The organism is Rhizobium sp. WYCCWR 11146, assembly GCF_013591995.1.
In the GTDB taxonomy this organism is placed as follows: Bacteria; Pseudomonadota; Alphaproteobacteria; order Rhizobiales; family Rhizobiaceae; genus Rhizobium; species Rhizobium indicum.
Map to the genome: position 1 here is coordinate 9,782 of NZ_JACCEY010000015.1, position 24,579 is coordinate 34,360.

The 24,579-nt window shown below is 57.6% G+C and carries 27 protein-coding genes; 7 read left to right on the forward strand and 20 right to left on the reverse strand.

Annotation, left to right across the window (positions count from 1 at the left end; genetic code table 11):
- The 8 genes from HX899_RS08750 to HX899_RS08785 all read right to left on the reverse strand — a co-directional run.
- The coding region (locus HX899_RS08750; protein WP_181292356.1) for an alcohol dehydrogenase catalytic domain-containing protein at window positions 1-1,068 on the reverse strand (1,068 nt) is incomplete at its 3' end.
- Window positions 1,069-1,179: 111 nt separating this feature from the next.
- Entirely contained in the window at window positions 1,180-2,394 is a 1,215-nt protein-coding gene (locus HX899_RS08755; RefSeq protein ID WP_180196738.1) for an amino acid ABC transporter substrate-binding protein, read from the reverse strand.
- 97 nt (window positions 2,395-2,491) lie between these two features.
- Complete coding sequence (locus HX899_RS08760) at window positions 2,492-3,493, reverse strand: VOC family protein (protein ID WP_181292248.1); 1,002 nt, start codon at window positions 3,491-3,493, stop codon at window positions 2,492-2,494.
- A 97-nt stretch (window positions 3,494-3,590) separates the two neighbouring features.
- Window positions 3,591-4,907 carry a phosphopyruvate hydratase gene (gene eno, locus HX899_RS08765; RefSeq protein ID WP_181292249.1) on the reverse strand — a complete coding sequence of 439 codons (1,317 nt, stop codon included), beginning with the start codon at window positions 4,905-4,907 and terminating at the stop codon, window positions 3,591-3,593.
- Window positions 4,908-4,954: 47 nt separating this feature from the next.
- Window positions 4,955-5,548, reverse strand: coding sequence for a cupin domain-containing protein (locus tag HX899_RS08770; protein WP_181292250.1), 594 nt, complete (start codon window positions 5,546-5,548; stop codon window positions 4,955-4,957).
- Window positions 5,538-6,245 (reverse strand): ABC transporter ATP-binding protein, encoded by a 708-nt coding sequence (locus HX899_RS08775; RefSeq protein WP_138390038.1) that lies wholly within the window; start codon window positions 6,243-6,245, stop codon window positions 5,538-5,540. The genes HX899_RS08770 and HX899_RS08775 overlap by 11 nt, the downstream gene beginning before the upstream one ends.
- Complete coding sequence (locus HX899_RS08780) at window positions 6,235-7,977, reverse strand: branched-chain amino acid ABC transporter ATP-binding protein/permease (protein WP_180196733.1); 1,743 nt, start codon at window positions 7,975-7,977, stop codon at window positions 6,235-6,237. Before HX899_RS08780 ends, HX899_RS08775 begins: the two co-directional genes overlap by 11 nt.
- Window positions 7,978-7,979: 2 nt before the next feature.
- Window positions 7,980-8,825 carry a branched-chain amino acid ABC transporter permease gene (locus tag HX899_RS08785; protein ID WP_138390036.1) on the reverse strand — a complete coding sequence of 282 codons (846 nt, stop codon included), beginning with the start codon at window positions 8,823-8,825 and terminating at the stop codon, window positions 7,980-7,982.
- A 400-nt stretch (window positions 8,826-9,225) separates the two neighbouring features.
- Here HX899_RS08785 and HX899_RS08790 point away from each other — a divergent pair, with 400 nt between their 5' ends.
- On the forward strand, window positions 9,226-10,236 hold the full coding sequence (locus HX899_RS08790) for a LacI family DNA-binding transcriptional regulator (protein ID WP_181292251.1): 1,011 nt from the start codon (window positions 9,226-9,228) through the stop codon (window positions 10,234-10,236).
- A 164-nt stretch (window positions 10,237-10,400) separates the two neighbouring features.
- On the opposite strand, the gene HX899_RS08795 is transcribed toward HX899_RS08790, so the two are convergent.
- Both HX899_RS08795 and HX899_RS08800 read right to left on the reverse strand, forming a co-directional pair.
- Window positions 10,401-10,904: a carboxymuconolactone decarboxylase family protein gene (locus HX899_RS08795; RefSeq protein WP_246697084.1), complete on the reverse strand. Its 504-nt coding sequence runs from the start codon at window positions 10,902-10,904 to the stop codon at window positions 10,401-10,403.
- Window positions 10,905-11,198: 294 nt separating this feature from the next.
- Window positions 11,199-11,972 (reverse strand): fumarylacetoacetate hydrolase family protein, encoded by a 774-nt coding sequence (locus tag HX899_RS08800; protein ID WP_181292252.1) that lies wholly within the window; start codon window positions 11,970-11,972, stop codon window positions 11,199-11,201.
- Window positions 11,973-12,379: 407 nt separating this feature from the next.
- Between HX899_RS08800 and HX899_RS08805 the strand changes: the two genes are divergently transcribed.
- The 3 genes from HX899_RS08805 (at window position 12,380) to HX899_RS08815 (ending at window position 15,021) form a co-directional block, all read left to right on the forward strand.
- On the forward strand, window positions 12,380-12,856 hold the full coding sequence (locus HX899_RS08805) for a heme-binding protein (protein ID WP_181292253.1): 477 nt from the start codon (window positions 12,380-12,382) through the stop codon (window positions 12,854-12,856).
- A 46-nt stretch (window positions 12,857-12,902) separates the two neighbouring features.
- The gene (locus HX899_RS08810; protein ID WP_180196729.1) at window positions 12,903-13,685 is read left to right on the forward strand and encodes a hypothetical protein; all 783 of its coding nucleotides are present in this window, start codon (window positions 12,903-12,905) and stop codon (window positions 13,683-13,685) included.
- A 142-nt stretch (window positions 13,686-13,827) separates the two neighbouring features.
- On the forward strand, window positions 13,828-15,021 hold the full coding sequence (locus tag HX899_RS08815) for an MFS transporter (RefSeq protein WP_181292254.1): 1,194 nt from the start codon (window positions 13,828-13,830) through the stop codon (window positions 15,019-15,021).
- Here HX899_RS08815 and HX899_RS08820 read toward each other — a convergent pair.
- The 4 genes from HX899_RS08820 to HX899_RS08835 all read right to left on the reverse strand — a co-directional run bounded on the left by HX899_RS08820 (window position 15,010) and on the right by HX899_RS08835 (window position 17,120).
- Window positions 15,010-15,930: a LysR family transcriptional regulator gene (locus HX899_RS08820; RefSeq protein ID WP_181292255.1), complete on the reverse strand. Its 921-nt coding sequence runs from the start codon at window positions 15,928-15,930 to the stop codon at window positions 15,010-15,012. The genes HX899_RS08815 and HX899_RS08820 overlap by 12 nt on opposite strands.
- Before the next feature lie 93 nt (window positions 15,931-16,023).
- The gene (locus HX899_RS08825) at window positions 16,024-16,206 is read right to left on the reverse strand and encodes a hypothetical protein (RefSeq protein WP_155739745.1); all 183 of its coding nucleotides are present in this window, start codon (window positions 16,204-16,206) and stop codon (window positions 16,024-16,026) included.
- A 28-nt stretch (window positions 16,207-16,234) separates the two neighbouring features.
- Entirely contained in the window at window positions 16,235-16,516 is a 282-nt protein-coding gene (locus HX899_RS08830) for a DUF3861 domain-containing protein (protein ID WP_138334214.1), read from the reverse strand.
- A 40-nt stretch (window positions 16,517-16,556) separates the two neighbouring features.
- Window positions 16,557-17,120, reverse strand: coding sequence for an NADPH-dependent FMN reductase (locus HX899_RS08835; protein ID WP_181292256.1), 564 nt, complete (start codon window positions 17,118-17,120; stop codon window positions 16,557-16,559).
- Between the two features lie 114 nt (window positions 17,121-17,234).
- Between HX899_RS08835 and HX899_RS08840 the strand changes: the two genes are divergently transcribed.
- On the forward strand, window positions 17,235-17,732 hold the full coding sequence (locus HX899_RS08840; protein ID WP_181292257.1) for a PadR family transcriptional regulator: 498 nt from the start codon (window positions 17,235-17,237) through the stop codon (window positions 17,730-17,732).
- Window positions 17,733-18,008: 276 nt separating this feature from the next.
- Here HX899_RS08840 and HX899_RS08845 read toward each other — a convergent pair whose 3' ends face one another.
- From HX899_RS08845 to HX899_RS08865, 6 genes are all read right to left on the reverse strand, one after another.
- Complete coding sequence (locus tag HX899_RS08845; protein WP_181292258.1) at window positions 18,009-18,353, reverse strand: YkgJ family cysteine cluster protein; 345 nt, start codon at window positions 18,351-18,353, stop codon at window positions 18,009-18,011.
- Window positions 18,354-18,541: 188 nt separating this feature from the next.
- Window positions 18,542-19,591 (reverse strand): class I SAM-dependent methyltransferase, encoded by a 1,050-nt coding sequence (locus tag HX899_RS08850; RefSeq protein ID WP_181292357.1) that lies wholly within the window; start codon window positions 19,589-19,591, stop codon window positions 18,542-18,544.
- A 156-nt stretch (window positions 19,592-19,747) separates the two neighbouring features.
- Complete coding sequence (locus HX899_RS08855; protein WP_181292259.1) at window positions 19,748-20,806, reverse strand: alpha/beta fold hydrolase; 1,059 nt, start codon at window positions 20,804-20,806, stop codon at window positions 19,748-19,750.
- Between the two features lie 119 nt (window positions 20,807-20,925).
- A complete protein-coding gene (locus HX899_RS34990) occupies window positions 20,926-21,414 on the reverse strand; it encodes a GMC oxidoreductase (protein WP_246697085.1) in 489 nt (162 codons plus the stop codon).
- Window positions 21,342-22,046 (reverse strand): GMC family oxidoreductase N-terminal domain-containing protein, encoded by a 705-nt coding sequence (locus tag HX899_RS34995; protein WP_348647910.1) that lies wholly within the window; start codon window positions 22,044-22,046, stop codon window positions 21,342-21,344. The genes HX899_RS34990 and HX899_RS34995 overlap by 73 nt, the downstream gene beginning before the upstream one ends.
- Before the next feature lie 42 nt (window positions 22,047-22,088).
- A complete protein-coding gene (locus HX899_RS08865; RefSeq protein ID WP_181292260.1) occupies window positions 22,089-22,580 on the reverse strand; it encodes a carboxymuconolactone decarboxylase family protein in 492 nt (163 codons plus the stop codon).
- 263 nt (window positions 22,581-22,843) lie between these two features.
- Between HX899_RS08865 and HX899_RS08870 the strand changes: the two genes are divergently transcribed.
- Together HX899_RS08870 and HX899_RS08875 are read left to right on the forward strand one after the other, a co-directional pair.
- Window positions 22,844-23,770 carry a LysR family transcriptional regulator gene (locus tag HX899_RS08870; RefSeq protein ID WP_181292261.1) on the forward strand — a complete coding sequence of 309 codons (927 nt, stop codon included), beginning with the start codon at window positions 22,844-22,846 and terminating at the stop codon, window positions 23,768-23,770.
- 162 nt (window positions 23,771-23,932) lie between these two features.
- Window positions 23,933-24,544 carry a L,D-transpeptidase gene (locus HX899_RS08875; RefSeq protein ID WP_181292262.1) on the forward strand — a complete coding sequence of 204 codons (612 nt, stop codon included), beginning with the start codon at window positions 23,933-23,935 and terminating at the stop codon, window positions 24,542-24,544.
- The last annotated feature ends 35 nt before the right edge of the window (window positions 24,545-24,579 follow it).

Consider the following 24,579-nt stretch of genomic DNA (forward strand, 5'->3'; position numbering starts at 1 on the left):
GCCATCGCGTTCGCCTATGCCGGAAATCGCTTCATTCACCCGCTCAAGAGGATAGATTTTGTGCTCAAGGTATGAAAGGTCCAGCGCACCCGTCGCCACCATGTCCGCCATTTCCTGCCCTTGCGCAGCGGTGAACCAATTGGAACCGATGAGCTGGACTTGCTCGTCCATCAGCCACTTCACGTCGACCGGAACATCCTCGGAGACGCCGCCAACGACAACCACGCGACCGCCCCGACGAACGCCGCGCATGGAGTCGATCATAGTAGATGCCGGTGCCCTGGCACCCAAAGCACTGATAACGAAGTCGGCGCCTTCGCCGCCGGTCTGGGCCTTCGCCCATTCTCCGGTCGAGCCCTCCCCGAGCACGATCGTGTCGATACGATCAGGGGCGATAGCCTTTATGCGATCGAGCAGTTCCTTGCTTCTGCCTGTTCCAAGGATCTTGGAAAGACCCATTGCGAGGCCGAGCTTCGTTGCGGCGAGGCCAAGGGTGCCAGTGATCCCATCGATGAGGCCGACCTGACCAGGTCCAGCTTGCGCATTTTTCAGAGCGCCATAGGAAGTACCGAGATAGCCGAAGCGGCCCGCCTGTTCAAAGCTAAGGTTGTCCGGCAGGCAGACAAGTGAATATTCCGGCGCGGTCATGTACTGGCTGAAACCGCCATATGGGTAAAGGTCGAAGATCCTCTGACCATCGCGGCTGGTACTGAAATAGCCGTTCAAGGTATAGTATCGGCATTGGCTGCGATGGCCGGACCGGCACGCCTTGCAGGAGCCACAGGACCTGAGTGGGCTCACATAAACCCGGTCCCCGACCCTGACATTCGTAACCGCCTCACCAACTTCGGCAACCACACCGGCAGGGTCCAGGCCAAAAACAGCCGGAAGTTTCGGCAGCGGCTGGTGCGGAAACCACGTTGGCCAGTTATTGATGACATTTGCCATATTCGGAACGATACCGCAGGCCCTGACCTGTACAAGGACGTCGCTGGGCCGGGGCTTCGGAACCGGGATCTCGTCCAACGACATCGGCTGATGCAGAGCATGCAACCGAGCTGCGATCATAGTCTTAACCATTAACTCCTCCATAGGGCGCACCGGCCGGGCCTCGCCCGACCGACTGCATCTTTGCTGTTTCATAAAAGTTTGCTCGGCAAAGCGCCGAAGCAATATTCATTAGGGTGCGAGAAACTTCGCCTCGGCCGGACGGAATTCGGTGGGCCAAACGGTGACCCAATCATTTCCTTGGACCTGCTTGAGCTTCGTCGACTGCTTCCCGGCATTGAATTTGCCCTCGAAGGTTCTCGGGCCTACGACGGTTTCCACCGTATTGGACCGCAGCCAGGCAGCCATTGCTGCGTCGTCGAATTTTCCTGCGCCTTCTGCCGCCGCGGCAAGGATCTGCCATGCAGCGAATTCGACAGCAGCCTGATATTCGGTGCGCGGATACGGGAAACCTGCAGCCTTCGCACTGTTGTTGTAGGCGGTCACGAACTCCTGGGCACCCGGATACGAAAGGAAGGGCTCTTGCGCTTCAAACCAGGTCAGCGAGGTCAAGCCGTTGGCCTTGGGATGGGCGGCAGTCGGGCCTGGAGCCGGGAAGAGATAAAAGTGGTTCCTGGGCTGGTAGTCGATGCGGCTCATTGCATCGAGGAGCTGGACGGCCTCCATGCCAATGGCACCTGACCACAGCAGATCCGGATCGGCTGCCTTGATGCGGTTTGCGATTGCGCCGAAATCCTTCGTGCCGAATTCATACTCAAGGCTGAGAACATTCTCGATTCCGCGCTTCTCGGCCACCTCTTTCCCGCCCTTTGCGATAGTCAGCGCGGAGGGAAACTTGCTGGTGATAAATGCGATCGTCTTCGGAGGGTTTGGAAGGCTCGCGTATGCATCCAAAACCACTTCCGTATCAGTGAGATGGGGCTCGGGCCCGATCGGAAGAGACGGGAATTGCAGTGGATATGGCGCGAGGCTCGGATCTCCCAAGCTGCTCTGGACAAGGAGTTTCTTGAAGCGTGCAGCGACACCCATCGCTGCAATGATCGAGGACGTGCCATAAGGGCCCATCAGCAGATCAACCTTGTCGGCAGTTACCAGGCGTTCGTAGAGCGTGCGAGCGTTCGCAGGAAGCGACTGGTCGTCGAGCAGAACGAATTCTACCTTGCGGCCAAGGATACCACCCTTGGCATTGATCTGCTCGACAAAGACATTCGCCGCAAGCTTGTGGATTGCGCCCACGCCAGCAAGCGGGCCTGTCAACGGTAGCGTGCCACCTACCCGGATGGGCGTTTCCTGCGCAAAAGCGCTTGGCATCGAGCTAAAAACTGCCGCTGCTGCTGCAGAACCCAGAAACGACCTTCTGTTCATTTTAATGGAATTTACACTCATCTCATCCTCCCAGATGCATCCAGTTAACTACATCGCAGTACAGCGGACTTGGCGTTAGTCCTCACGTCGTCCGCCGACACAATCGACGGCGGTATTGTCAGCCCTTTGTGAGGCCTTCGGCGTAACGTTCCAGCGTCATCGGGTTCGGCAACTTTTCGGGGTGCTCCAGCCGTACCCCCGTAAAATCGCTGGCCTCGAAGTACCATTTGGAAACCGCAGGCAGGCCCCAATGCACGTTGGTGCTCAGTGATGCCGCGTCCCAACGGATCGGTTCCAGCTCGACGTCAATCGTGGTGTAATGATTGTTGAAGAACTCGACTCGATGCCCATCCGGATCGCGCAGGTAGACAAACAGGACGCCTGACGGACCATGCCGTCCCGGTCCGCGTTCTACGTTCTCGGCATATCCGTAACGGCTGGCAAAATCGCACACGGCGAAGATGTCGCTGCTCTCCGAAACAATATAAGCGAAGTGATGCATTCTTGGTCCGACGCCCGGCACCAGGGCCAGATCCAGACATCCGCCCTTGCGATACATGAAGTTCGCAAGGAGGTCATTGCCTGCCGCGATGTACTCTGAAGTCCGGAAGCCCAGCTCCCCGTAGAAAGCGCTCAAGGCCAGCGGATCAGGGACAATGACCTGGCAGTGATCCAGACCTTGAGCCCGTGCACCGCGATGCTCATGCACCTCCAAAAATTTACGGGGATGGACAGTCATCGAGGCGCAAAGTTCGATGCGAGCGCCTGCGGGATCACTTACCAGAAGGGTCCGCCCTTGGTTTGGAACGTCAACCCACTCCGCCGGGAGGCCCTTTTCGTCAAAGAATACTTTGGCTTTGTCGAGGTCCTCCTCCAGAAACACCCGATAACCAATTCGTTTGCAAGTCGGCCTCCCCTTGGCCGGCGAAAGAACGAGACTGTGATGGCAGGCCTCGGACAATCCGCGAAGATAAGAAACGCCATCCGCGAATTCGGTTTCAACCAAGCCTCCGACGTTCACGTAGAAATCGCGGCTACGTTCAACATCATTCACCTCAAGCACAATGTGGCTGAAGCGTGTGATGTTGAAAGGCGGCTTCAAATTAACAGCCGGAAGCATATCATCCTCATCCATCTTTGCGAACGTTAGCATAAAAAGGCCGGTTTGTTTGTCAACGCTTGTTTTTGAGTGAAATGCACATTTGGCCCATGGAATGTCATCCCACCGCAGCCGCTGAGACCGGGTTTTCAGCCAGGTTCAGTGCCGACCAACCAGCAAACACGGCCTCCTTTCCGAGCACTTCTTCGATGCGAAGAACCTCATTCCACTTGGCCATGCGTTCGGAGCGAGAGAACGAGCCGACTTTGAGTTGCTTCGCACCCCAACCCACCGCCAAATGAGCAATTGTAACGTCCTCGGTCTCCCCAGACCGAGCGGAAACGATAGTTCGGAAGCCAGCTTTCTTGGCGACAGACAACGCCTCGAAGGTCTCCGTAATCGTTCCAGCCTGGTTCGGTTTAATCAGAACCGCATTGACGCTGCCGGTCTTGATCGCCTCAGTAACTCGCGCGGCATTCGTCACGAGGAAATCATCGCCAATGATCTGGCAACTGGAGCCGTACCGGGAGGTAAATTCTTCGAAGCCCGCCGGATCATCCTCGGCGAGTGGATCTTCAATCGATACGATCGGATAGGCCTTCAGCCACCCACCCAGCATTTCAATCATGTCGGCGGTATCAAGCTTTCTGTCTTCCAACGCCAGCGAATACTTGCCGCCACGACCGAACTCAGAGGCCGCGATATCGAGTGAAATTGCGACCTGACTGCCCGGCTTCAAACCTGCGGCTTCGATCGAACGCACCAAGGTATCCAGCGCCTCTTCATTATTTGCGAAGGCGGGCCAGTAGCCTCCCTCGTCCGCTACACCCTGGAGCTTCCCGGCGCGTTTCATGATGTCCCCGGCCGCACGGTATACCTCAGCGGTCCACTCCAGCGCCTCCGAGAAAGACGAGGCAGCGGGGCACATGATCATGAAGTCCTGCACATCGACGCGGCGTGCCGCGTGTGCCCCACCCCCGAAAATCTGGATTTCCGGCAGTGGCATAATGACCCTTCCGTCGGGGCCGGCAAGATGCCGCCAGATGGGATGACCCGACGCAGCAGCAGTGGCGTGCAGCAGAGCCATCGACGTGGCAACGGTCGCATTTCCTCCCAGCCTGCTCCGGTTCGGAGTACCGTCCAGCTCGATCAGGGCATGGTCGAGTTCGGCTTGGTCTTTAGCGTCGCGACCAATCAGCAAGGAGGCGATTTCGCCGTTTACGGCAGCCAAAGCCGTGTTGATGCCTAGGCCACCAAGGGCGCTACCGCCGTCACGAAGGTCGAGTGCTTCGCCAGTGCCGGTCGACGCCCCCGCGGGCGCAATGGCCCTGCCGGTGACGTTAGAAGCAAGTGTGATCTCTACTTCGACTGTAGGCCTGCCGCGGGAATCCCAGACGCGACGGCCTTGTACTTTTCGAATTTCGGTGCTGCTCATGTTCAAATGGTCCACATAGTCAGATTGAAATTTGCGTTTTCGATAGGTCAAAGACCGTCTTCATAGTCCTGCTCATCAGGCGTTCGTGCACCAATCAGAACCACTGCTATGGTCGCTGGTTTGTCGCTCTTGTTGCGCCAGGCATGGCGCGTTCCGTTCTGCACAAACGTGTCGAATTGCCCCAGACGGGTCTCGTTGCCGTTGTCGAGTTCCATCCAGATCTCCCCGTCGAGCACGATTCCGTAATCGACCGTCGGAGTTCGATGTTTGCCATCTGGCTCGAAGCGCTCAGCCAGCCCAGGACTGACGGCCAGATTTTCGGCCATTGCCGCTTGCGGGTCAAAATCAGGCGAGGCGAACACCGTATCTGGTGGGAACGTTAGCACTAAAAACCGTGTTTCTCCGGGCTCGGGAACGAAGTCCGTAACCAATGGAGTGGGATCGGTTCCGTCAAACGGAATAGCGGTCGACGACCGTGTCGCCCAAATCATTCGCGAGACCAGACCGGGGATGGACTTGAACACGTCTGTCCTCGGTGGAGTGCCGTCCTGAGAAAAGGTGGCGTGCCCCCTCATATCGTGTTCCGTGACCACGCGTCGAATGTTGATCGGCAGTTTGCCGTTTGAGTTGTCAGATACCAAGGTATGCCTCCCTGATGCTTGGATCATTGATGAGAACTTGCGGCAGCCCGGACGCAGTCACGCGACCCTGTTCAAACACATAGGCTTGATGCGCGATCTCAAGGGCCTTGTTTACGTTTTGCTCGACGAGCAGCACGGCCACTCCCCGCTCATTGATCATCTGGATGATCTTGAACATGTCCCCGACAATCAGCGGCGATAGGCCTAACGACGGTTCATCCATGAGGAGGATGCGAGGCTTTGCCATGAGGCCCCGACCAATGGCAACCATCTGCTGCTGGCCCCCTGACAATGAGCCCGCCAGCGAATCCTGGCGATCTCTCAACACCGGAAACAGCTTGAAGACTTCCGCAAGAGTGGCATTTCGGTCGGCTCGGGCTGCGGATCGGAAAGCGCCGAGCAGGAGGTTATCCAACACGGTCATTTCCGTGAAAAGACGACGACCTTCCGGGACGATGGCGATGCCGTAGTCGCAAACCCGATGACTTGGCACCTTGGAAACATCGTTCCCCTCTATAACAATCTTCCCTTTGCGCGGACGTAAGATACCGGCGATGGCGTTTACAAGAGTGCTCTTCCCTGCTCCGTTCGGACCGACGACGGAAACGATCTCACCCGGCTTTACGCTGATAGAAACATCCCAGAGAGCGGTGGCGTCGCCGTAACCGACTTCAACATTTGCGACTTCAAGCAGCATGACCGCCCCCCAGATATACACTGATGACCGCTGGATCTCGCATCGTTTCGGTCGGCTGTCCGAGGGCAAGAACCTTGCCCTGATCCAGCACGGCGACACGGTCTGCGAGTGCGACGACGGCCCTCATTAGGTGCTCAACGAAGATAATCGTCGTGCCACCGGCCTTAATTCGCTTGATCATTTCAACAGCGTGGTCGATCTCAGCCGGATTCAGGCCACAGAGCACCTCGTCGAGTAAGAGAAGACGAGGTTTGGCGGCGAGTGCTCTTGCGAACTCGACAAACTTCCTGTCGTGGAGATTCAGGGCCTCGGGAAGCACGTTGGCCTTTTCCGCCAGTCCAGTGTAGACGAGAGCGGCCTTGGCAACCTCATCGGCACCAGCCACGCCCATGCCGCTCACGCTACCGAACTCCGCACAGATCCGCACGTTCTCAAGGACCGTGAGATTATTGAACAGACGGGGGATCTGATACGTACGCGCAATGCCGCTCTGAGCGATCTGATGAGGTGATTTGCCGGAGATCTGTTCTCCTTCAAGCGTAATGGTACCGGAAGTCATGGCGTAGTGGCCGCTGATCATGTTGATCAACGTCGACTTGCCGGAACCATTTGGGCCCACCAGGGCAAGGATTTCCCCCCTCTGGACGTCCAGCGTTACCCCGTTCAGGGCGCGAAGACCGCCGAATGATTTGGTGACGTCTTCGCACTTCAAAAGGACAGGGCTCGAACTTCCATTGGTGGCAGGCGAGAGGTGGGCGGCTACTTGAGTGATCCTGTCACTGCCTCCCAGTCCACTACGCTTGTCGGCAAACTTGCGGAGAATGCTCGGGACGATACCGGACGGCAGCACGAGGATCACGATAATCAGCGCAAGAGCCACGCCAGCACGGCCAAATTCCGCATGAGCACCGCTGACGATGGCACTTTGAAGCACGGTGATGATAGCCGCACCGATCGCAGGGCCTGCCCAGTGGCGAGCACCGCCAAGAATGCTCATGAGGACCACATACAGCGGGACCGTTACCGCAAAGGTCTCGCCGACAGTAACATAGCCGACATAGACGGCGTGGATCGCGCCCATTCCACCTGCGAGCGCCGACGACACCGCGAAGGAGAACAGCTTGTAGCGGAACGTTGGTACGCCCTTCACTTCAGCAACGTCCTCATCGTCGTGGATTGCGAGCAGCCCTTGGCCAAATTTGCTGTGAAAGATGAAGTATGACGTCGCCAATGCGATCAAAGCCGCGATGAGCCCAAACAGGTATAGAGAGCCCGACGCCGTAACCCCGATCATCGGAATCTCGATGCCCGAAAGGAAAACTCCTGTCCCTGAATCCAGCGAGGTGTTGGAAACGATCGCCGCCACAACGAATGTCACCGACAGCGTCAGCAGAGCAAAGAACTCTCCGCGCAGGGATCTGGAGCGAAAGACCACCAGGCCAACGAGAACCGCAACGACCGCAGCGAGAAGTGCGGCAGCCGGTATCGTGGCGATGAACGGCCAGGAAAACTGGGTAGCAAGAGTGGCCGTCGTATACACGCCAATTCCGAAAAATGCGGCGTGTCCGAAGCTCCAATAACCCGTGTAACCACTGAGGATGCCCCAGCTCGTTGCCAGGACGACCCAGAAGAAGATGATATAGAGATAGGAAAGGTAATAGTCAGCCAATCCAAGATAAGGCAGCGAGGCCAAAACCGCCAATACCGGCGCCGTGATCAGAAGCTTTTTCATAGTCATATCACCGGTTTGCGCAGGAGGATGACAATGAGCACGCTGAATGCCACGAGCGGCGCCCAAGCAGGATTCACCACAGTCATCGTGAGGCTCTCGGCCAGACCGATCAGCATCCCGGCTGCCAATGCACCCGCGGGGCTACCCAATCCTCCAATAATAGCGACAGCAAAGACAACTCCGATCCAGGACTCGATTTGTGAGGGCGCCAATGTCCCGATCAAGGCAATGAATACTCCCGCGATACCGGCAATGGCCGAGCAAAGGCCTGCTAGGATGTATGACACGCGGGTAGAGTTGATGCCGAAAGCGGAGGCGACGGAGGGGTCATGGGCGGCGGCACGCAGTGCTTTGCCGAGCATAGTTTTGTTCAACGCGATCCAAGCGGCTCCCGCCAGCAGCACCGCGCAAACGAACGCCGACAAATCCAGCACGGGGACGAAGATCGAACCAATGCGAAAAGTAGTCTGTGCATAGGGCGTTTCGTAGCGGAGGAAGTCCGCCGACCAGATCCACTGAATCAGCGACTCGATCAGGATCGTGACACCGAAGGTAACCAATAGCGAGGCGAACTCCTTCACCTTGAAGCGGACAAACACGCTATGAAGGGCAATGCCGAATAGGAAGAACAGCGGAGCTATCAACAGCGCACTGAGATATGCCGGAATACCGTGCACGGTTCCGAGTTCATAGGTTAGATAGGCACCAAGAAAGGCCAGAGCAAAATGGCTGAGATTTACGAGCTTTAGCAGACCCCAGCTCAGGCTGAGCCCCATCGCTAGCAGGCCGTAAATTCCCCCGAGCAAAATACCGCCGACCGCGGACTGCAAGAAAAGAGTGGCGGTCATCGGATTTTGCGTCTCTCGGTGGACACGATGACCGACACCGGCACCGACATGAATACGACACTCATACGCTATGCCTCCTCCATTGCGCTAACGTTCGCACAAACTTTCACAATGGAGGTTTGATGTCAAGGACATTCAAGCCATTTCCTCATGACGCATGTCCGCAGCTAAACAACTGTTTCAGAGCTTTGCGCCATGAAGGAAACCGCCAGCCTCAGAGTTATCTATCTGATATCAAATGATTTTTTTAAATACAAGTCTTGACCAATGGCCGAAAATCCGGAGCGGGCGTCAATCAGCCTCTCTGCTACATCTCGGGAACTGCGTGCAATTCAGTGCTTTGACAACTGCCGAGTCAATGCTATCGTTGGCTGCAGAAAACTGTTCGGGCTAGGCAACTATGGTAACAATCAAAGACATCGCAGCAATACTGCAAGTTTCACCATCGACCGTAGGACGCGCTCTTGCTGATGATCGGCGCATCAGCGCTGAAATGAAGCGGAAGGTGAACGAAGCGGCAACTCAAGTGGGATATGTCGCCAATCAGGCGGCCCGCATGATGCGCGGCGTTGAGAGCAATTTGGTTGGCCTGATCGTACCAGATATTCGGAACAGCTTTTATTCGACTATCGCTCACGCCCTCTCCCGCTGCCTTCTCTCTGCGAACTACCAGCTGACGCTTTGCGAAACGGATGACGATCGTCTGCTTGAGCTCCGTCACATCAAGGAGCTGACGAGTGTAAACGTAGCCGGGATAATCTTGGTCCCGAGCGCGAAACCTCTTCCCGACTCCGCTCGGTTTTTGAAGATGACCCCTCACATTCAACTGCTACGGAAGCAACAGCTGCTTGGCGAGCAATGGTTCGGCATCGATGACAGGCGAGCGCTCTACGAAAGCACAATGCACATCTTGAGCGTAGGTCATCGACGGATCGCTTACATCGGCGGTACAGAAGCTTTGCCAACAGGTGCAGCCCGCGTTCAAGGATTCCGGGAAGCGGTCAAAACCTCTTCTCATCAGATTGACACCTACGAGGAACTCGGCGCGCCCTCGTCGCCAGAGTTCGGCAGGGAAGCCGTACGACGACTGCTGTCCCTGAAAGAGCGGCCCACGGCCCTCGTGATCGGTGCCGTGCAGAATACATCAGGCGTTATCGATGAGATACAGGATCAGGCGTTGAGCGTACCGCGAGATATTTCAGTCGTCGGCTTTGGAGATGAACTCGGGTATCGGTGGTGGGGGCCAGGATTAACAACGGTACAGCTGCCTGTTTCGCAGCTCGCGACCGCTTGTGGACTTTGGTTCCTGCACCACCTTCAGAATAAGGGCGACCTAGACACGCCATACAGCTTCATATCTCCACCCCAATTGATTGTTCGAGGCAGTACGGCCGCACCATCCAATCATTGATAGCCAAAAGCAGAAAGAGGTGTCCGCCATTCGACGACACCTCTTTCCTAAGTCTACTTCCTACCCGCCGCCGCGACCTCGAACAAGGACGCTATGAGCTCGAAATAACCGGCGCACAACACAGAAACCAGACTAACTTGAAGTAGCGGGGAGATCCACGAGCGCTACTTCTTGTATGCGTCCTCGAGATCAATTTTCAATGCGCCCATCAACCGCACGCCAGAATTGTACCAGGCAACGTTGATCGCCAATTCGACCAACTGCTTTTCGGAAAGGAATTTGGCGACCTCGTTCCAAACCTCGTCGGAGACATCGACATTTAGAGTGGAGTCCTTGGCGAAGGCCATGACCGCCTTCTCCTCTTCAGAAAAAAGGGCGGAGGTCTCGAAATAACGAATAGCTTGGAACTGCTCTTCGGTGAGCCCTGCCTTCAGCCCGTGCGAATGGTGATGAACGATCTCATATTCCGAGTTGGTGCAGTACCCCACGGTTAGGATCGCCATCTCCCTCAGCTTCGGACTGATGTCGGCAGCGCGAACTGCGTTGGCATAAGTCAAGAAGTCATTCAAAATTGCTGGCGCGTTCGCCAGTGCTAGAAAAATGTTTCCTGTCGGCACCTTTCTTTCCGCAAGCAGGCGCCCATTGAGTGCCGCTTGCGTTTCTGCCAATTCCGAATTCGGAACGTATCTAACTCGCGCCATTTCTCTACCCTCAGCTTGTCTCGACAATTTTCACCATTCAAGTGCCAGAAAACGGTTGGCAGCAAAAATCCAACATAGTGCTAACGTTAGCATCAATATCACCCGGCAACATGAAGTCAACCAAATTCTTCTCCTGCCAACATATAGGCGAGACTCCGGGTCACGCCCCTTGGAGTTGGCAATCGCCACAGTTAGAGCGGGCTACGGCTGATGCGGAGGGGCACCGATATCCGCGGTGCCCTTTTGAAGCTGTGGATGGGCTCAATATGCCGCAGCAACCACTGGATTCTTCAAAATGCCTATGCCGGGGATTTCCACTTCAAGATCATCACCTGGATTGATCGGGCCGACCCCAGCGGGCGTGCCTGTCATGATCACATCGCCTGGCAAAAGCGTCATGAAGCGGCTCAGATAAGCGACGATGTCAGCCACAGAGTAAACTAGGTCGCTGGTGTTTCCGGACTGCTTGATGGTGCCATTTTGACGAAGAATGACGTCGAGATTCGCCGGATCAAGGTCGGTTACGATCGCCGGACCCATGGGCGCAAAGGTATCGTATCCTTTGCCCGCCAAAAGGCAGCCAAACTTGCTTTCCTGACGCTGGATGATGCGGTCGCTGATGTCGTTGCCGCATGTATATCCAAGGACATGACTAAGCGCATCGTCATTGCTAATGTGTCGACCACCCTTCCCAATGATCGCGACCAGCTCAGCCTCGTAATGTACGATTTCGCCGTCTCGCGGAAATTCGATCGGATCTCCATTGCCGCTCGCCGCAGTGCTAGGCTTCATAAACAGGACCGGCAGTGTCGGCTGCTCTTTCCCGGACTCGTTGGTGTGCTCTCGGTAATTGTATGCCACGCCAAAAATGCGCGGACGATTGACCGGGCACAGCAGGCGAACTTCGGACAAATCGTCCACCTTTCCAGTCCTCTCTATGGCGCTGAAGGGTTCACCAGCGATGCGCTGGACGCTGTCACCGTCCTCGACCCCATAGTGAATCCCATCGGCCGCCTCGTATCGCACAATCCTCATCTCGATCTCCTTTTTGCTAACGTTAGCGCATGAAGATAGCTGTCGTCAACGTTATCTCGGACTTCCAACGCCAGCTTCGAAGAGGCTCGCAGCTGTCCGTAAGCGTCGCTTCCCTGCACACGGATTGGAATTTTGTCGTACATGTTCGCCCGGCAGACGCGGCAGCTTCATTCGCCATTCTGCTACCTCAAATCGCTTTTGCCGAAATTCGGTCCGCCATTTCTTAGGTATGGCCTAATAGTCCATTTCAGTCTTCGACATTCAGAACGCCCGTCGCCGGGCGTAATTCTGGGTTCAAGACCAGCGGTAGACGAACCCAGACTTCTCATCCTGCTCGGCCTTCCGGAACCGGATCGAAAGCTCGCAAAACGCGGGCCGATCAAAGCGAAGAACGAAAGGATACACCTATGTCGATTTCCAACTGGACTGTCGCTGCTGCGATTGGCGTTCTTTCCATGTCTTCCCTGGCCCACGCCGAGGATGAACCGAAGTACGGCACAGACATTTCCGTCGACACCGCGAAAGTCATCGCCGCCGCTGCGGTCAAAGAATGTGCGGCTCGCAAATGGTCGATGGCTATTGCCGTGACCGACACGCATGGCGCACTTGTCTACTACGAAAAAATGGACGACACCGAACTCGGCAGCGCACAGGCGGCTCAAGAAAAGGCTGCCGCAGCCGCTCTCTACAAGCGCCCGACCCGCGCCTTCTATGATGTAACCGCAAAGGCCGGTCCGTTCATGCTGACGATGCCCGGCGTACTCGCCGCTCCTGGTGCTTGGCCGGTAGTCAGGGACGGCAAGATCATCGGCGCGATGGCTGCCAGCGGCGGCACCGGCGACCAGGACGACGTCTGCGCAAAGGCTGGCCTCGCTGCGATGTAAGTCGCGGCCGCACCGAAAACTCCTTCTCAATCAAAGGAAAGATATCATGTTCAAGGCTCATCACTTGGATGTGGCATTGGTTCTCGCTGCTCTGGCAGCCCCAATCATATCGATGCTGCCAATGCCCACGGCCGCCGAAGCCGCAGAAACGTTCAGCGGAAGCAACGCCGACGTTCGTACGATCCTCGCCTATAAGGCGTCGGATGCCGCACTTCGAAAGTTCGTGCCGGAAGGCTGGGAACTGAGCACTTTCAAAGAAGGCCCCTCCGCAGGCGCAAATCTACAGGTCGAGTTCGTCGACCAGCTTTTCGCCGTTGGAGCCGACGGCAAAGTTGGCGCACCCTATCGGTACGTGCTCTTCGGGTTCCCGGTCCATCACAAGGGCAGCGACCAAGATGTCCTTATGCTGTTCGATGGACTCTCCCGTGGTGGCGCTGGTCCCTATGGAATTGCTGAACAGGCAACGGACAACGTTTATCGCTCCGTCCAGTACAGCTCTGCGCCAACCATGGTGAAAGAGGCATGGACCTTCGAAGGCGGTGGCGAGATGGTTTCGCTGGAGACCGAATTCGAGCGCGGTCCGCTGAACGCGGAGAAAGCTGAAAGCCACGTTTACTCGCAGCTGAAGCCGAGCTTCTCGCGCATCTACCGTTACAATGAAGCCGCCGACGTGGTTCAGGCAGCGGGCTCGAAGAGCGATCGTCTTCATTCCTACACCTTCAAAGCAACCGGCGGCAAACTCGCCACGGTCTTTGACGGCTCGGAGAGCTTGATCTCGGTCACGTCACTCCCTGCCTACTCCCGAGACATTTTCGTCCCTACGCCATGACGAAAATGGTGGCGTTCCAATCCCGTACGTCAGTTTCGCTTCCCTAGAACACTGACGCGACCGCTTTAAGACCCGCAGGCCGACAATACCCCATGTCCGGCCTGCGGCCAAACCTGCCTCCAACCATGGACAAGAAGACCCCATGACCCACCATCGTCAAAAATTTCGGACGCTTGCGGCAGAAGCGGCAATGATCCTTGGCGGCTTCATCTTCGGGACATCGGAATTTGCGGCAATGGGTCTCCTTCCCGAAATGGCGAAGGCAAACGGTGTGGCCGTCGATGTCGCTGGAGCCTCCGTCACGTCTTATGCCCTGGGTGTGGTCTTCGGCGCTCCCCTGATCGCAATCGTCTCGGCCCGGACGCCGAGACACTTATCTATCCTGGTACTCCTCGCCATTGGCGCTGTCGGGAACATCCTGACCTCCCTGACCGGAAATTTCCCCATGCTCATCGTTGCTCGGTTCGTTTCCGGACTGCCGCACGGGGCGTATTTTGGCATAGCTGCGCTGATCGCGGCCGCAATGGCTGGGCATGGCAGACGGGCACAGGCTGTAGCTCGCGTCATGATGGGACTAAGTGTCGCCAACCTCTTTGGATCGCCGATCGCCACTTTCATTGGCGAAAGCACAAGCTGGCGAATTCCCTATTTCCTTCTCGGAGCGGTTGCCCTGGTAGCGGCCTTGGCATGTCACCTAGCGATACCGAAGATGCCCGCTGCTGAAGGTTCCGGCGCAGCCAAGGAAATGGGCGCTCTGGCAAGGCCACAGGTTTGGTTGACCTTTGCGATCGGCTCCCTTGGCCTGTCTGGTCTTTTCGCAGTCTACACGTACCTCGTGCCGACCTTGATCTCGGTGACTGGGATCGGTGAGCAGAAGGCGCCGCTGTTTCTCGTCATCATCGGCTGCGGAATGGTTGTCGGTAATTTCTTCGGAGGCTGGTTGGCAGATAAGGGCGTCATGCGTGCGATTGGGCTTCTGTTGACCTTGAATGTCATCACTTTTGCCCTGTTTCTGGTCAGCGTTCACAGCGCCGTTTTGATTGCCGTTGCTGCGTTTCTTGCAGGATTTTCTGCCCTTGCCCTCGTCGCCCCGCTGCAGGCGCGACTGATGGATGTGGCCGGACACGCTCAAAGCCTGGGTGCGATGCTTAATGGCTGCGCGATCAACGTTGCCAATGCAGTTGGAGCGGCGCTTGGAGGAGTGCTCATCACGACGAGATTTGGGCCTGCATCGACAGGTGTTGTGGGTGTCGGTCTCGGTATCGCAGCCTTGGTTGTGTTTTCGATCTCGCTCGAGATTGAGCGGCACCATCACAAACGGTTGTCATTGGGCTAGCAACCATTCGGGGCCTGGCTTGTTCTCCCGCATGAACTTGATGAAAGCACTAAGGGCGGCAGGCATCTGCCGCTTGCTTGGGTAAAACAGGTAAATACCCGAGACCCAAGAGCTCCAACCGTCGAGAACCCGGACAAGCTCGCCAGTGGCGAGCGCCTCCTTGACCAGCACCTTCGGGACCAGGCCGATGCCACCTCCGCCGCGAATGGCTGAGGCCAGGACGCGAAGGTCGTTTGCCACGAAATGCATACCGGTCGCCGGTTCAGCTTTCTCATCGCCGTTCGTCAGTACCCAAGGACGAACAATTCCGTCCCAGGAGGACCGCAAGCGGATGCACCAATGTTCGCCCAGCTCGGACGGCGTGGCAGGAGCCACCCGATTTCGGAGATAGTCGGGCGATGCCATCAAAACCTCTTCGAATGCATCGACGAGCCGAACGGCGACCATGTCCTTTTCTATCCGCTCTCCAACTTGGATCCCCGCGTCTATCCGGTTTTCAACGAGATCGACGTGAAGATCGTCAACCAGCATTTCAACTTCGATATCCGGATGGGTAGACAAGAACTGGCCGATCAGTGGCGCAGCAAGCAGTGTCGCAGCAGTTCGCGAACCAATGATCCGAAGGCGTCCACCGGTCTCACTGCGGAAGCGGTTTAGATCGTCCAGCGCCACATCAAGGCTTTCGAGCAGCGGCTCCAATGATTTCAGGAACTCGTCTCCCGCATCCGTCAGCGAGACGCTGCGGGTGGTTCGTGTCAGAAGGCGGACGCCGAGCTTCTCTTCAAGGCCGCGTAGAGTTTGACTAAAAGTCGGGACCGAGACGCCCACATTCGCGGCAGCCCGCGTGAAGTTGAGCTGGCGTGCCACTTCTACAAAAGCCACCAACTCCCGCATTTCAGGTCTATGCATAGAGCAGACCCCTGTCCTTCGTAATCAAGACACATGCCCGAGAGCCTGGCAATGTCATCGCGTTCGCTTGTGGCCTATGGCCGTTGCGGAAACTCAGCGCTTGTTGCGCAGGATGCTCTTTATGCGCTCTTCAATTTCGTCAGATGTGCGATGCGGATGCTGCTGATGTAAGGATTCTGCGATCCTTCTCAGTTCAGAGGGGTCGCGGCTATTTAGTTTACGATCAACGCCTACGATGGCGTGTACGGCGATCAACAGATCCTGGTCGGTCGTCATCGAAAGCTTTCTGGGAAGGCATAGAGCGCTACCGAGGTTCGTAGCGCTTCAACTGTTGCATGAATTCTTTGACGTGCGGGAAGAAGTCTGCAAACGGCGGCTTGGCGCGATGACGCAGCAGCACCTCAGCGAATAACTTGAACCCGATCGTCAGCTCGGCTGCCTCTTCGGGTGGAACGACTCTCTTTTCCTGAACCAGTTTCAGGATGTGCAACAGGTCATCATGATTGGTCACTTCGAAAACCAGAGGCTCCTTGGTGACCGCTTCATCGCCGATTTCTTCCACGGCGACCCTGTACTTGTGGGGCATTACAAACTTCCTTGAGGGCAGCGGCAATAGCGCGGCGGCATCACGAGCTGGTCAATTCTCCACCCATTCGGTCAATCCAACGGGCGAAGTGATCCACCCAGGTCTCCAGGAAGCTCCGTGTGGACTCGTTGACGATGTCTAGGTCGGCGTCGAACAAATCCTCCTTCCAAGAAAGGTAAACCTCGGGCTGCCCCATCGTGACGACGTGGATCGAAGCCAAGACTGTCCGCAACTGGCTCTGACCGACAGCCGAACCGATTGCACCGGGCGACGTGCCGACCACAGCGCCCGGCTTGTTCGAGAAAACGTTCTTTCCATAAGGGCGCGTGCCCCAATCGATGGCGTTTTTGAGAACCGGGGTGAACGAGCGATTATATTCGGGAGACACAAAGAGCACGCCATCGGCTTCCGAGATACGCCGCTTAAGCTCCAAAATGGACTCCGGTGCGGTTTCCCAGAGGTCGTCGTTGTAAAGCGGGACATTGCTGAGGTCGACGATATCGAAGTGAAGGCGATCTTTGGCCAGGTGAGCGAGGACCTTCGCGAATTTTTTATTGATGGACTCGCGACGCAGCGAGCCAACGATGACTGCAACTTTCTTCATTTTCGCTCTCACGCTTGAATGAGCCGCATTGACAATCGAGTGCGGCGTCGGCGTCATGTATACAACGCATTAAATCAGTGTCAAGATATATCTTAGAGATGGCTTAGAGCTAGCATGGCAAAGAATGATATCAATGTTGAAGCCCCCGCTGGACGTCGAATGCTCGACGGCGATGAGTTGGGATATCTTTTATTGCTGTTGATGGAAGGCGAAGTGCCGCGGCACGGGTATGATTTAATCAAAGAGATCAAAACGCGGTCCGGTGGTAATTACGCACCCAGTTCGGGGATCGTTTATCCAAAGCTTTCCATGATGATGGATCAGATGCTCCTAGCCTCGTCGGCGCCGAGCGATCAGAAACGTGCGTATGTGCTGAACGCGGATGGAAAACATTACCTCGATGAGCATCGCACGGAGGCGCAGGGTGTGCTGGCAAGGATCGAGGCTTTGCGTTTTCGTGGCACTGATGTGTCGGCCGGTCCTGTCGGACGCGCGATGCAAGGGCTGAAGACCGCCCTGGGTCAGAAGTTGGCGGGAGACCCTACCCGTGACCTTCAGTTGGATGTTGCGGATATTATTGACGAAGCGGTCCGTAAGATCGAGCGTCTTTGAGTACAGTTGCGACCCGTTGCTCCGGCAACTGCCTTCGGGCGCCGTGGTGCGCTGCTTTTTCGCCGCCGGCACTTTTGCCGTTGCATCCGTTTCAGCAACCGCGGTAACGGGGCCTGTCCTGTTTTCGTCAGCCATAAGTCATCTCCCTCTGTAGCCAAGAGTTCTTTTCGGCTGAGTGGAAGAGGGATTCAACGTCAGCGTGGATTGGATCAGCAGGCGCCTACTCGCTCTCGGAGGAGACGGGACGAAGAGAGGAGCCGGACAGAACCACGCATCTCAGTTCATTGGCAGTTCCGCATCGATGTGACTGGGCGGCAAACTTGGCTGACCGATCCCGAAGAACGCGCGCGCGGTCAAGCATGCGTCATCCCCTGGGACGCAGGCGCGGCAGACGTCAGGCCGAAGATCGTACACTTGACAGGATGTCTCTGAACCGACGCGACCGACCAATGCGGAGCAGCGCGCACCGTCGCAACGCATTCCCTGCTCGTTTGCGGCGACGAAATGCGCCGGCAGCAAATCGAGAGCAGCGTCTGTTTCGGTGGAAAATCTGGGCCAGGTCGACGAAAAGGAGCAGCAGGCTCCACAGCTTCGGCAATCGAAATCGATCAGTGATGTCATGACCCGCTCCTACCACACAGCCTGCCAAGAGCAAAGCCTTCGGCTATGCGCTTAACCTGGAGCGAGCGCATCCACCTTCATCAGGCTCCTGCTGGCGTGCTCCTGCAAGCCAGCCGCCGCACTCGTCGACTTTCCTGACGAGACCGGGAATGCGGCGTGGCCATTTCCCACGCGAGGCTGCGACACTCTCAGGTTGCCTCGAGAACCATGTTGAGGGGCGTCTGGGCTGCACGCCGGATATGAGTGAAACCGCCTGAGCGGATCACCTCGGACAATCGCCGCTCTCCCGCTTGCGCACCGAGTGCCAGCCCTGTCTCCTGCGCAAGCGAGGTCGGAACGCAGATCATCGTCGAGGCTGAGTAGTAGAGCCGTCCAACCGGATTGATATTCTCCTCCAGCGTATCTCCGGCCATTGGTTCGACCACCATCCAGACGCCGCCCTCTTTTAATGCCTTTCGGATATGAGCCGCAGCGGCTTGCGGGTCGCCCATGTCGTGCAAGCAGTCGAAGCAGGTGATCAAATCGAAATCTCGGCCGTCGAAGTCCTGCGCCCGGCCGACCTCGAAGTGCAGGTTCGTCAAACCGTGTGCCTGGGCGTGCGCGGACGCAGCAGCAATCGAGCCTGGATGGAAGTCGTAGCCCACAAACCGGGAATTGGGAAACGCCTGCGCCATCAGGATCGTCGATAGCCCGTGCCCACATCCGACGTCCGCCACCTTCGCACCCGTTTTCAACCTGTCGGTGACACCGTCGAGCGCCGGCAGCCAGTCCTGCACAAGGGCATTGACATAACCCGGGCGGAACAGCCGCGCGACGGCGCAGAACATGCAGCCAGCCTGATCGCCCCAGGCAACGCCTCGGCCGGTTTTGAAGGCGGACTGCACCTTCGGCTGGTTCTCGACCATCGCAGCAGCGGTATCGAACGCGCCGATCAGATTGACCGGGCTGTCCGGCTCGGCAAACACGAAGGCCTGTTCGGGGGTCAGCGAGAACAATCCTCGCTCATGGTGCACATAACCCGAGGCAGCCTGCGCCGCCAGCCACTCTCGCACATAGCGAGGTGCGCATCCCGAGGCATCGGCAAGTTCGTCGGCCTTCACCGGCCCGATCTCCTTAAGCGACCTGTATAGTCCGAGAGCATCTCCTATCCGGACCAGCGGCACGCTAACCGCTCCGCCAAGGTCGCCAAGGACGCGGCCCACGAGTTCATTGAGCGTTGTTTCGTTGATTTCCGTCATTTCGAATTCCTCCCGGTCTTCGGACGGCGTCTTGCCATCCGTGACGCCAAGGATGAAGCTTGCCGCCTCGGGGGGCATGAGGCGGTTGTCCCAGGTCTGCGAAGAAATCCGCTCCTTGGACGGGACACATGTCCCATCGGCACCGTAGAAGCGGGACTATCGGGAGAGCGCGACGACGATCGCTTGCGAGCGGCTATGCACGCCGAGTTTGTTGAAGATCACCGACAGCTGATTTCGCACCGTCTTTGCACTCTTGCCAAGCCGTTCTGCAATCACGCGGTTGTCTAGCCCCTCCGCGACGAGGTCGAGAAGGGCGGCTTCGGCGGGTGTCAGACCGGCCTCACGAACTGCGCGCGGCTGCACGGCTCGATCCTGTCCGAGGAAGGCGGCAAGTTCGGCTTGAAACAGGTTCCACGCAGGCTCGTCCGGCAAGAGCACATGGTTCTTGCTCTCAAGCGGCACGAAGCGCGCGCCCGGAATCGCGGCGGCGAGCTTGCAACCCTGGTCAAACGGCACGCGCATGTCGCCGCGGCTGTGTGCGATCAACGTCGGGACGCGCAGCATCGCCGCAAGGTCCATCACATCTATCCCCTGCATTTGCCAAAGCAGTTGTGCGGCGACGTCGGCCGTTGCCGTTTGCCGCTCGAGATCGCCCCACCAGCGATGCTGTTCAGGCGTGCCGTCGGGGATAAAGAGATTGGTGAAGAACCGGCAAAACGCCGGATTATCGCGTCCCCAGCCGATGCGAACGAAATTGACAAGGGTCTCGGCTTCCAGCCGCTCCGCCTCGGTCTGGGCTCTGGCGCGGGCACCCTGACCGTACGCGTTCAAGAGCACGAGATGCGATACTCGCTCGGGATACTTGAGGGCGTATGCGATAGCGAGTGCGCCGCCCTGCGAAAGACCGAGGAGGACGAAACGCGGCTCCTCGATCGACGCTGCCACGGCAGCAAGGTCTGCGTGCCACGCTTCCACCGAGAGGTCAAAGACATGCCGGTCCGACAGACCGCAGCCGCGCGGATCGTAGCGCACAAACCGGTTGTGGGCGGACAGCGCCTGCAGCCATGGCCGCCACACCGGGCTTTCGAGATCGTAATCGACATGGCTCAGCCAGTGCGCCGCCCGCAGGATCACCTGACCCTGCCCGCAAGACGCCATGGCGATACGGGTGCCGTCCTCGGAGGCACAGAACCGTATGGTCTGACTGAGTTTCATCGGTCGAGAATATCGCAGCCGAAGATCGCATAACAGACCTATCTCCTAGAGGGGCGATTCCAATTGCTCCAGCGATGGCCTGTAGGTTGTGATTTTATGATCTTCATGATGTGCCCAGTCTATGCGAGGATAAGGCCGGCAGCTTTGCCTGCCGCAGCCATGACGGCGGCGTTGGTGTTGCCGCTGACGATCGTTGGCATCAGCGACGCGTCTACGACCCGCAAGCCTCGTGTGCCCCGGACCCTGAGGCTGGTATCCAGGACCGCTTCCGGGTCGCTGTCTTGACCCATCTTGCACGTGCCGACAGGGTGATAGCCGGTTTTAACAGTGCGCTTGCAATGAGCGGCGAGGGCCTCGTCACTTGTCACGTCCGCGCCAGGGAATATCTCTTTTTCGATCAGCTCACACATGGGGGAGGCTTCGAGAACCGTCCGGGCGAACCGGAACCCTGCAATGGTCAGGCGCAGGTCATCGGGATGGCCGAAGATCTGGGTGTCGACGATCGGGTTTTCGAATGGATCGCTCGACGCCAACGTCACCGATCCCCTCGCCTTTGGACGAAGCAGAAGCGAGTTGATCGTGACGCCATCACCGGGTTCGGTGCCCATGACGTCCCGGTCCAGGTAGACGGTCGGCACACAGAACACTGGATCGTCGGTCGATCGTTATTGCCGTCAGGGTCGTAGAAAGCGCAGGTCTCCACCCCAGTCGTCGAGACCGGACCCGTCTTGAACATGAGATACTGCAGCCCAGCCTTGATCATTGGCCAGCCTTGGTCCGCACCGTAATAGCCAAAGGCCCCCTTCGTGGTTGCAACGACCGGGCACTCGTAATGATCCTGCAGGTTCTTGCCGACGCCAGGCAGCACGACCTTCTTCTGAATATTATGCTTGGTGAGTTCGCCATCCGGTCCAACACCAGAAATCATCAACAGTTTTGGCGTCTGGTAGGCTCCAGCGGCGAGAATGATCTCCCCTGCGCTCGCGGATTTCCGGCTCCCGTTGCGTATGTAATCGACGCCAGTGGCGCGATCTCCATCCATCCTGATCGAGGTGACAGTCGCTTCCGTCTCGATGGTCAGCAGCGGATCGCTCATCACCGGTGCGAGGAAGGCATCGACGGCGCTGGACCGCCTTCTGGTCTTCCAGTCTATGGTATGCTGCATGAATCCGACGCCAAACTGATGTGCGCCGTTAAAGTCCGGGTTGTAGGGGATCCCCATGGCTTGCAGGGTTTTCACGTAGGTCCGCGTCAGCGGCGATTGCGCGCTTCAAGACCGTGACTACGGCCTGGCTCCCGCTGGCTTATTGTCGACGGCGTCCGATCGCTCAGCAAAAAGCCGAGACAGTGCTTGCGACGCAGCAATGGCACGGGGAAAGCCTGCCGGAACCGTTATCATATAGATCACTTCCTTGAGCTCCTCCTCGGGAACGCCGATGTTGAGCGCATATCCGGCGTGAACCTTCATCAAGTCTGTCAGGCCCATTGCTGCAAATGCAGCGACGGCGGCGAGTTGGCGCGTGCGGTTATCGAGACCCGGACGCGACCACACGTCTCCGAGAGCGTAGGCTTCGGTCGCTTCGGCGAGGAACGGAAACTCTTGCCGCATCGCTTCTAAATTTGGCTGTGTCGCGCCGTTGTTGAGGCTCCGGATGACAGCAGCACCGCGTTCGCGGCGCTCCTCCACCGTCTGAGCGAAGACCACATCCGGCGACACGGCCAAGAGCGCCGCAGTACCTGCGGCTGCAAAGTGTGAGCGGATATTCTGATACATGGAAATTCTCCTTGTTCGATCCATTTTGTCGGACGCGAGACCTGAGGACCCTCCCGCTCCGCTTTCGTCAGCGCCCCAACCCGGACCTTTGCCAAATGTGACCGGCCGGGTGAGAGCGGTGAAACGAAGCCCGCCGCGACCGGCCCGATATCTTGCGAGGGGGCCGGATTTTTATCCGAATGTCTTCTGGGTCAAAAAGTACGGCGGACACGACGGCGAAACAATTTACGAATGGTGACAAGCTTGGTAAGCTTTACTGACCAATGGCCATCGATCTAAAACTCGTATCCGTATTCCTTGCCGTCGCGGAAGCGAAGAGTTTCCGCGGCGCGGCTGAGCGCCTCGGCCTCACCCACTCGGCGGTGAGCCAGGCGATCCGACGGATGGAAGACCGGATGGGAGTTGCTCTCATACAGCGCACGACGCGGAGCGTCAGCCTGACTGAAGCGGGCATGCGGCTTTACGAGCGCGTTGGGCCCGCTGTCGCCGAAGTCGAACTGGCACTGGATGATGCCCAGGATCAGGGGGCCCAGCCGACAGGGCTCCTGCGCCTCGCTGTATCGTCGATTGCCGAGCGGTTTATTTCCGGGCCGCTGCTTGCGAGCTTCACGCACGCCTATCCGGGCGTGCAGGTCGATGTAAACGTCACGGATGAGGAGTTCGATATCGTCGCCGAGGGTTACGATGCGGGTGTGCGGCTCGGCGAAGTGATTGAGCAGGACATGATCGCGGTACCGGTCTCTGGCAACCAGCGGCAGCTCGTCGTCGCCGCGCCGTCTTACCTGGAACGCTTCGGAAGGCCCGCAAATCCATCAGAGCTTTCGCGGCACTGCTGCATCGGCTGGCGTCCGGCGCCGGATGTCGCGCCGTATCGCTGGGAGTTTGAGGAGAATGGTCGGGAGTTCGACGTGGCCGTCAATCCGAGGATCACGACAAACGACATGGGTGTCATGGTGCGGACAGCATGCGCCGGCGGAGGCGTGACATTCGACATGGAAGAAACGTTCAGGCCATATCTCGACCGGGGAGAACTGGTGTCGCTGATGGAGGAGTACCTACCGCCGTTCCCAGGTTTCTTTCTTTATTTCGCGGATCGGCGAAATCTGCCTCCGAAGCTGCGCGCCCTCGTCGATCATGTGCGCTATCGCTCCGACAGGAATGGACATGAAACGTCTTGGAAGGCGGGCTGAGGACGAGGATCGGTCTCAGCCAGTTCCTGTTCGATATCGGAGCCGACCGGTTGAGCGACCGCAGCATCATCAGCGGCTTTTCAAGATCCTGCGGCGAGCAGTCATAGTGCCGCCACAGAATTCAGCCCAATCAAGCTTGTTCAACAAGCGGATGGCAACAAGATGAGATTGCTGGCTCTCGTGGCTGCGGCCTTTTTGCTGACGGTCTTTCAGACTCAAGCCCAGATCTATGGGCCGTATGATGGTTATGAAGACTTTGATGGATATGGTTACGACGATCCCTACAGCCCCTATCCGCCACCACTCGATTACGATCCGGCGCCTCCCTATCAAGAGCCCCTGCATGATCGCAGACAATCGCCGACAGGGCGTGCAAAAGGAACCATCGAAATCGTGACGAGCGAGCATACGCTGATTTACACCACCCCTTGGGGCGAGCAATTCGCTTACCCCATCGCGGTCGGCCGTGAGGGCAAGCAATGGTATGGATCTACGCGTGTCGTGTCGAAGCGAGCACATCCTGAATGGCGACCCACAGCCGGCATGCGGCAGAAGAACCCTCGGCTGCCAGCGGTCGTGAAGCCCGGCCCCGCCAATCCGCTTGGAACCCGCGCGATCTATCTCGCCGATGGCCTGCTGCGCATCCACGGCACCAACGACCCCTCGTCTATCGGCACCAATGCGTCGAGCGGGTGCTTTCGAATGTACCGTCAAGATGTCGAAGAGCTTTACGAGATCGTCCAGCCGGGAACCCAGGTCATCGTTCGGCGCTAGCTCTTGGCCGATCGATCGCTGATGGACCTCTGCGG

Coding starts and splice junctions, on each gene's coding strand:
- HX899_RS08870 (WP_181292261.1), top strand. CDS start 22,844: ATGGCCATCGATCTAAAACTCGTATCCGTATTCCTTGCCGTCGCGGAA.
- HX899_RS08785 (WP_138390036.1), bottom strand. CDS start 8,825: ATGACCGCCACTCTTTTCTTGCAGTCCGCGGTCGGCGGTATTTTGCTC.
- HX899_RS08820 (WP_181292255.1), bottom strand. CDS start 15,930: ATGCATAGACCTGAAATGCGGGAGTTGGTGGCTTTTGTAGAAGTGGCA.
- HX899_RS08780 (WP_180196733.1), bottom strand. CDS start 7,977: ATGAAAAAGCTTCTGATCACGGCGCCGGTATTGGCGGTTTTGGCCTCG.
- eno (WP_181292249.1), bottom strand. CDS start 4,907: ATGAGCAGCACCGAAATTCGAAAAGTACAAGGCCGTCGCGTCTGGGAT.
- HX899_RS08830 (WP_138334214.1), bottom strand. CDS start 16,516: ATGCCCCACAAGTACAGGGTCGCCGTGGAAGAAATCGGCGATGAAGCG.
- HX899_RS34990 (WP_246697085.1), bottom strand. CDS start 21,414: ATGGGCACCGAACCCGGTGATGGCGTCACGATCAACTCGCTTCTGCTT.
- HX899_RS08775 (WP_138390038.1), bottom strand. CDS start 6,245: ATGCTGCTTGAAGTCGCAAATGTTGAAGTCGGTTACGGCGACGCCACC.
- HX899_RS08790 (WP_181292251.1), top strand. CDS start 9,226: ATGGTAACAATCAAAGACATCGCAGCAATACTGCAAGTTTCACCATCG.
- HX899_RS08845 (WP_181292258.1), bottom strand. CDS start 18,353: ATGACATCACTGATCGATTTCGATTGCCGAAGCTGTGGAGCCTGCTGC.
- HX899_RS08835 (WP_181292256.1), bottom strand. CDS start 17,120: ATGAAGAAAGTTGCAGTCATCGTTGGCTCGCTGCGTCGCGAGTCCATC.
- HX899_RS08825 (WP_155739745.1), bottom strand. CDS start 16,206: ATGACGACCGACCAGGATCTGTTGATCGCCGTACACGCCATCGTAGGC.
- HX899_RS08810 (WP_180196729.1), top strand. CDS start 12,903: ATGTTCAAGGCTCATCACTTGGATGTGGCATTGGTTCTCGCTGCTCTG.
- HX899_RS08865 (WP_181292260.1), bottom strand. CDS start 22,580: ATGTATCAGAATATCCGCTCACACTTTGCAGCCGCAGGTACTGCGGCG.
- HX899_RS08840 (WP_181292257.1), top strand. CDS start 17,235: ATGGCAAAGAATGATATCAATGTTGAAGCCCCCGCTGGACGTCGAATG.
- HX899_RS08850 (WP_181292357.1), bottom strand. CDS start 19,591: ATGACGGAAATCAACGAAACAACGCTCAATGAACTCGTGGGCCGCGTC.
- HX899_RS08815 (WP_181292254.1), top strand. CDS start 13,828: ATGACCCACCATCGTCAAAAATTTCGGACGCTTGCGGCAGAAGCGGCA.
- HX899_RS08855 (WP_181292259.1), bottom strand. CDS start 20,806: ATGAAACTCAGTCAGACCATACGGTTCTGTGCCTCCGAGGACGGCACC.
- HX899_RS08755 (WP_180196738.1), bottom strand. CDS start 2,394: ATGAGTGTAAATTCCATTAAAATGAACAGAAGGTCGTTTCTGGGTTCT.
- HX899_RS08875 (WP_181292262.1), top strand. CDS start 23,933: ATGAGATTGCTGGCTCTCGTGGCTGCGGCCTTTTTGCTGACGGTCTTT.
- HX899_RS08760 (WP_181292248.1), bottom strand. CDS start 3,493: ATGCTTCCGGCTGTTAATTTGAAGCCGCCTTTCAACATCACACGCTTC.
- HX899_RS08800 (WP_181292252.1), bottom strand. CDS start 11,972: ATGAGGATTGTGCGATACGAGGCGGCCGATGGGATTCACTATGGGGTC.
- HX899_RS08805 (WP_181292253.1), top strand. CDS start 12,380: ATGTCGATTTCCAACTGGACTGTCGCTGCTGCGATTGGCGTTCTTTCC.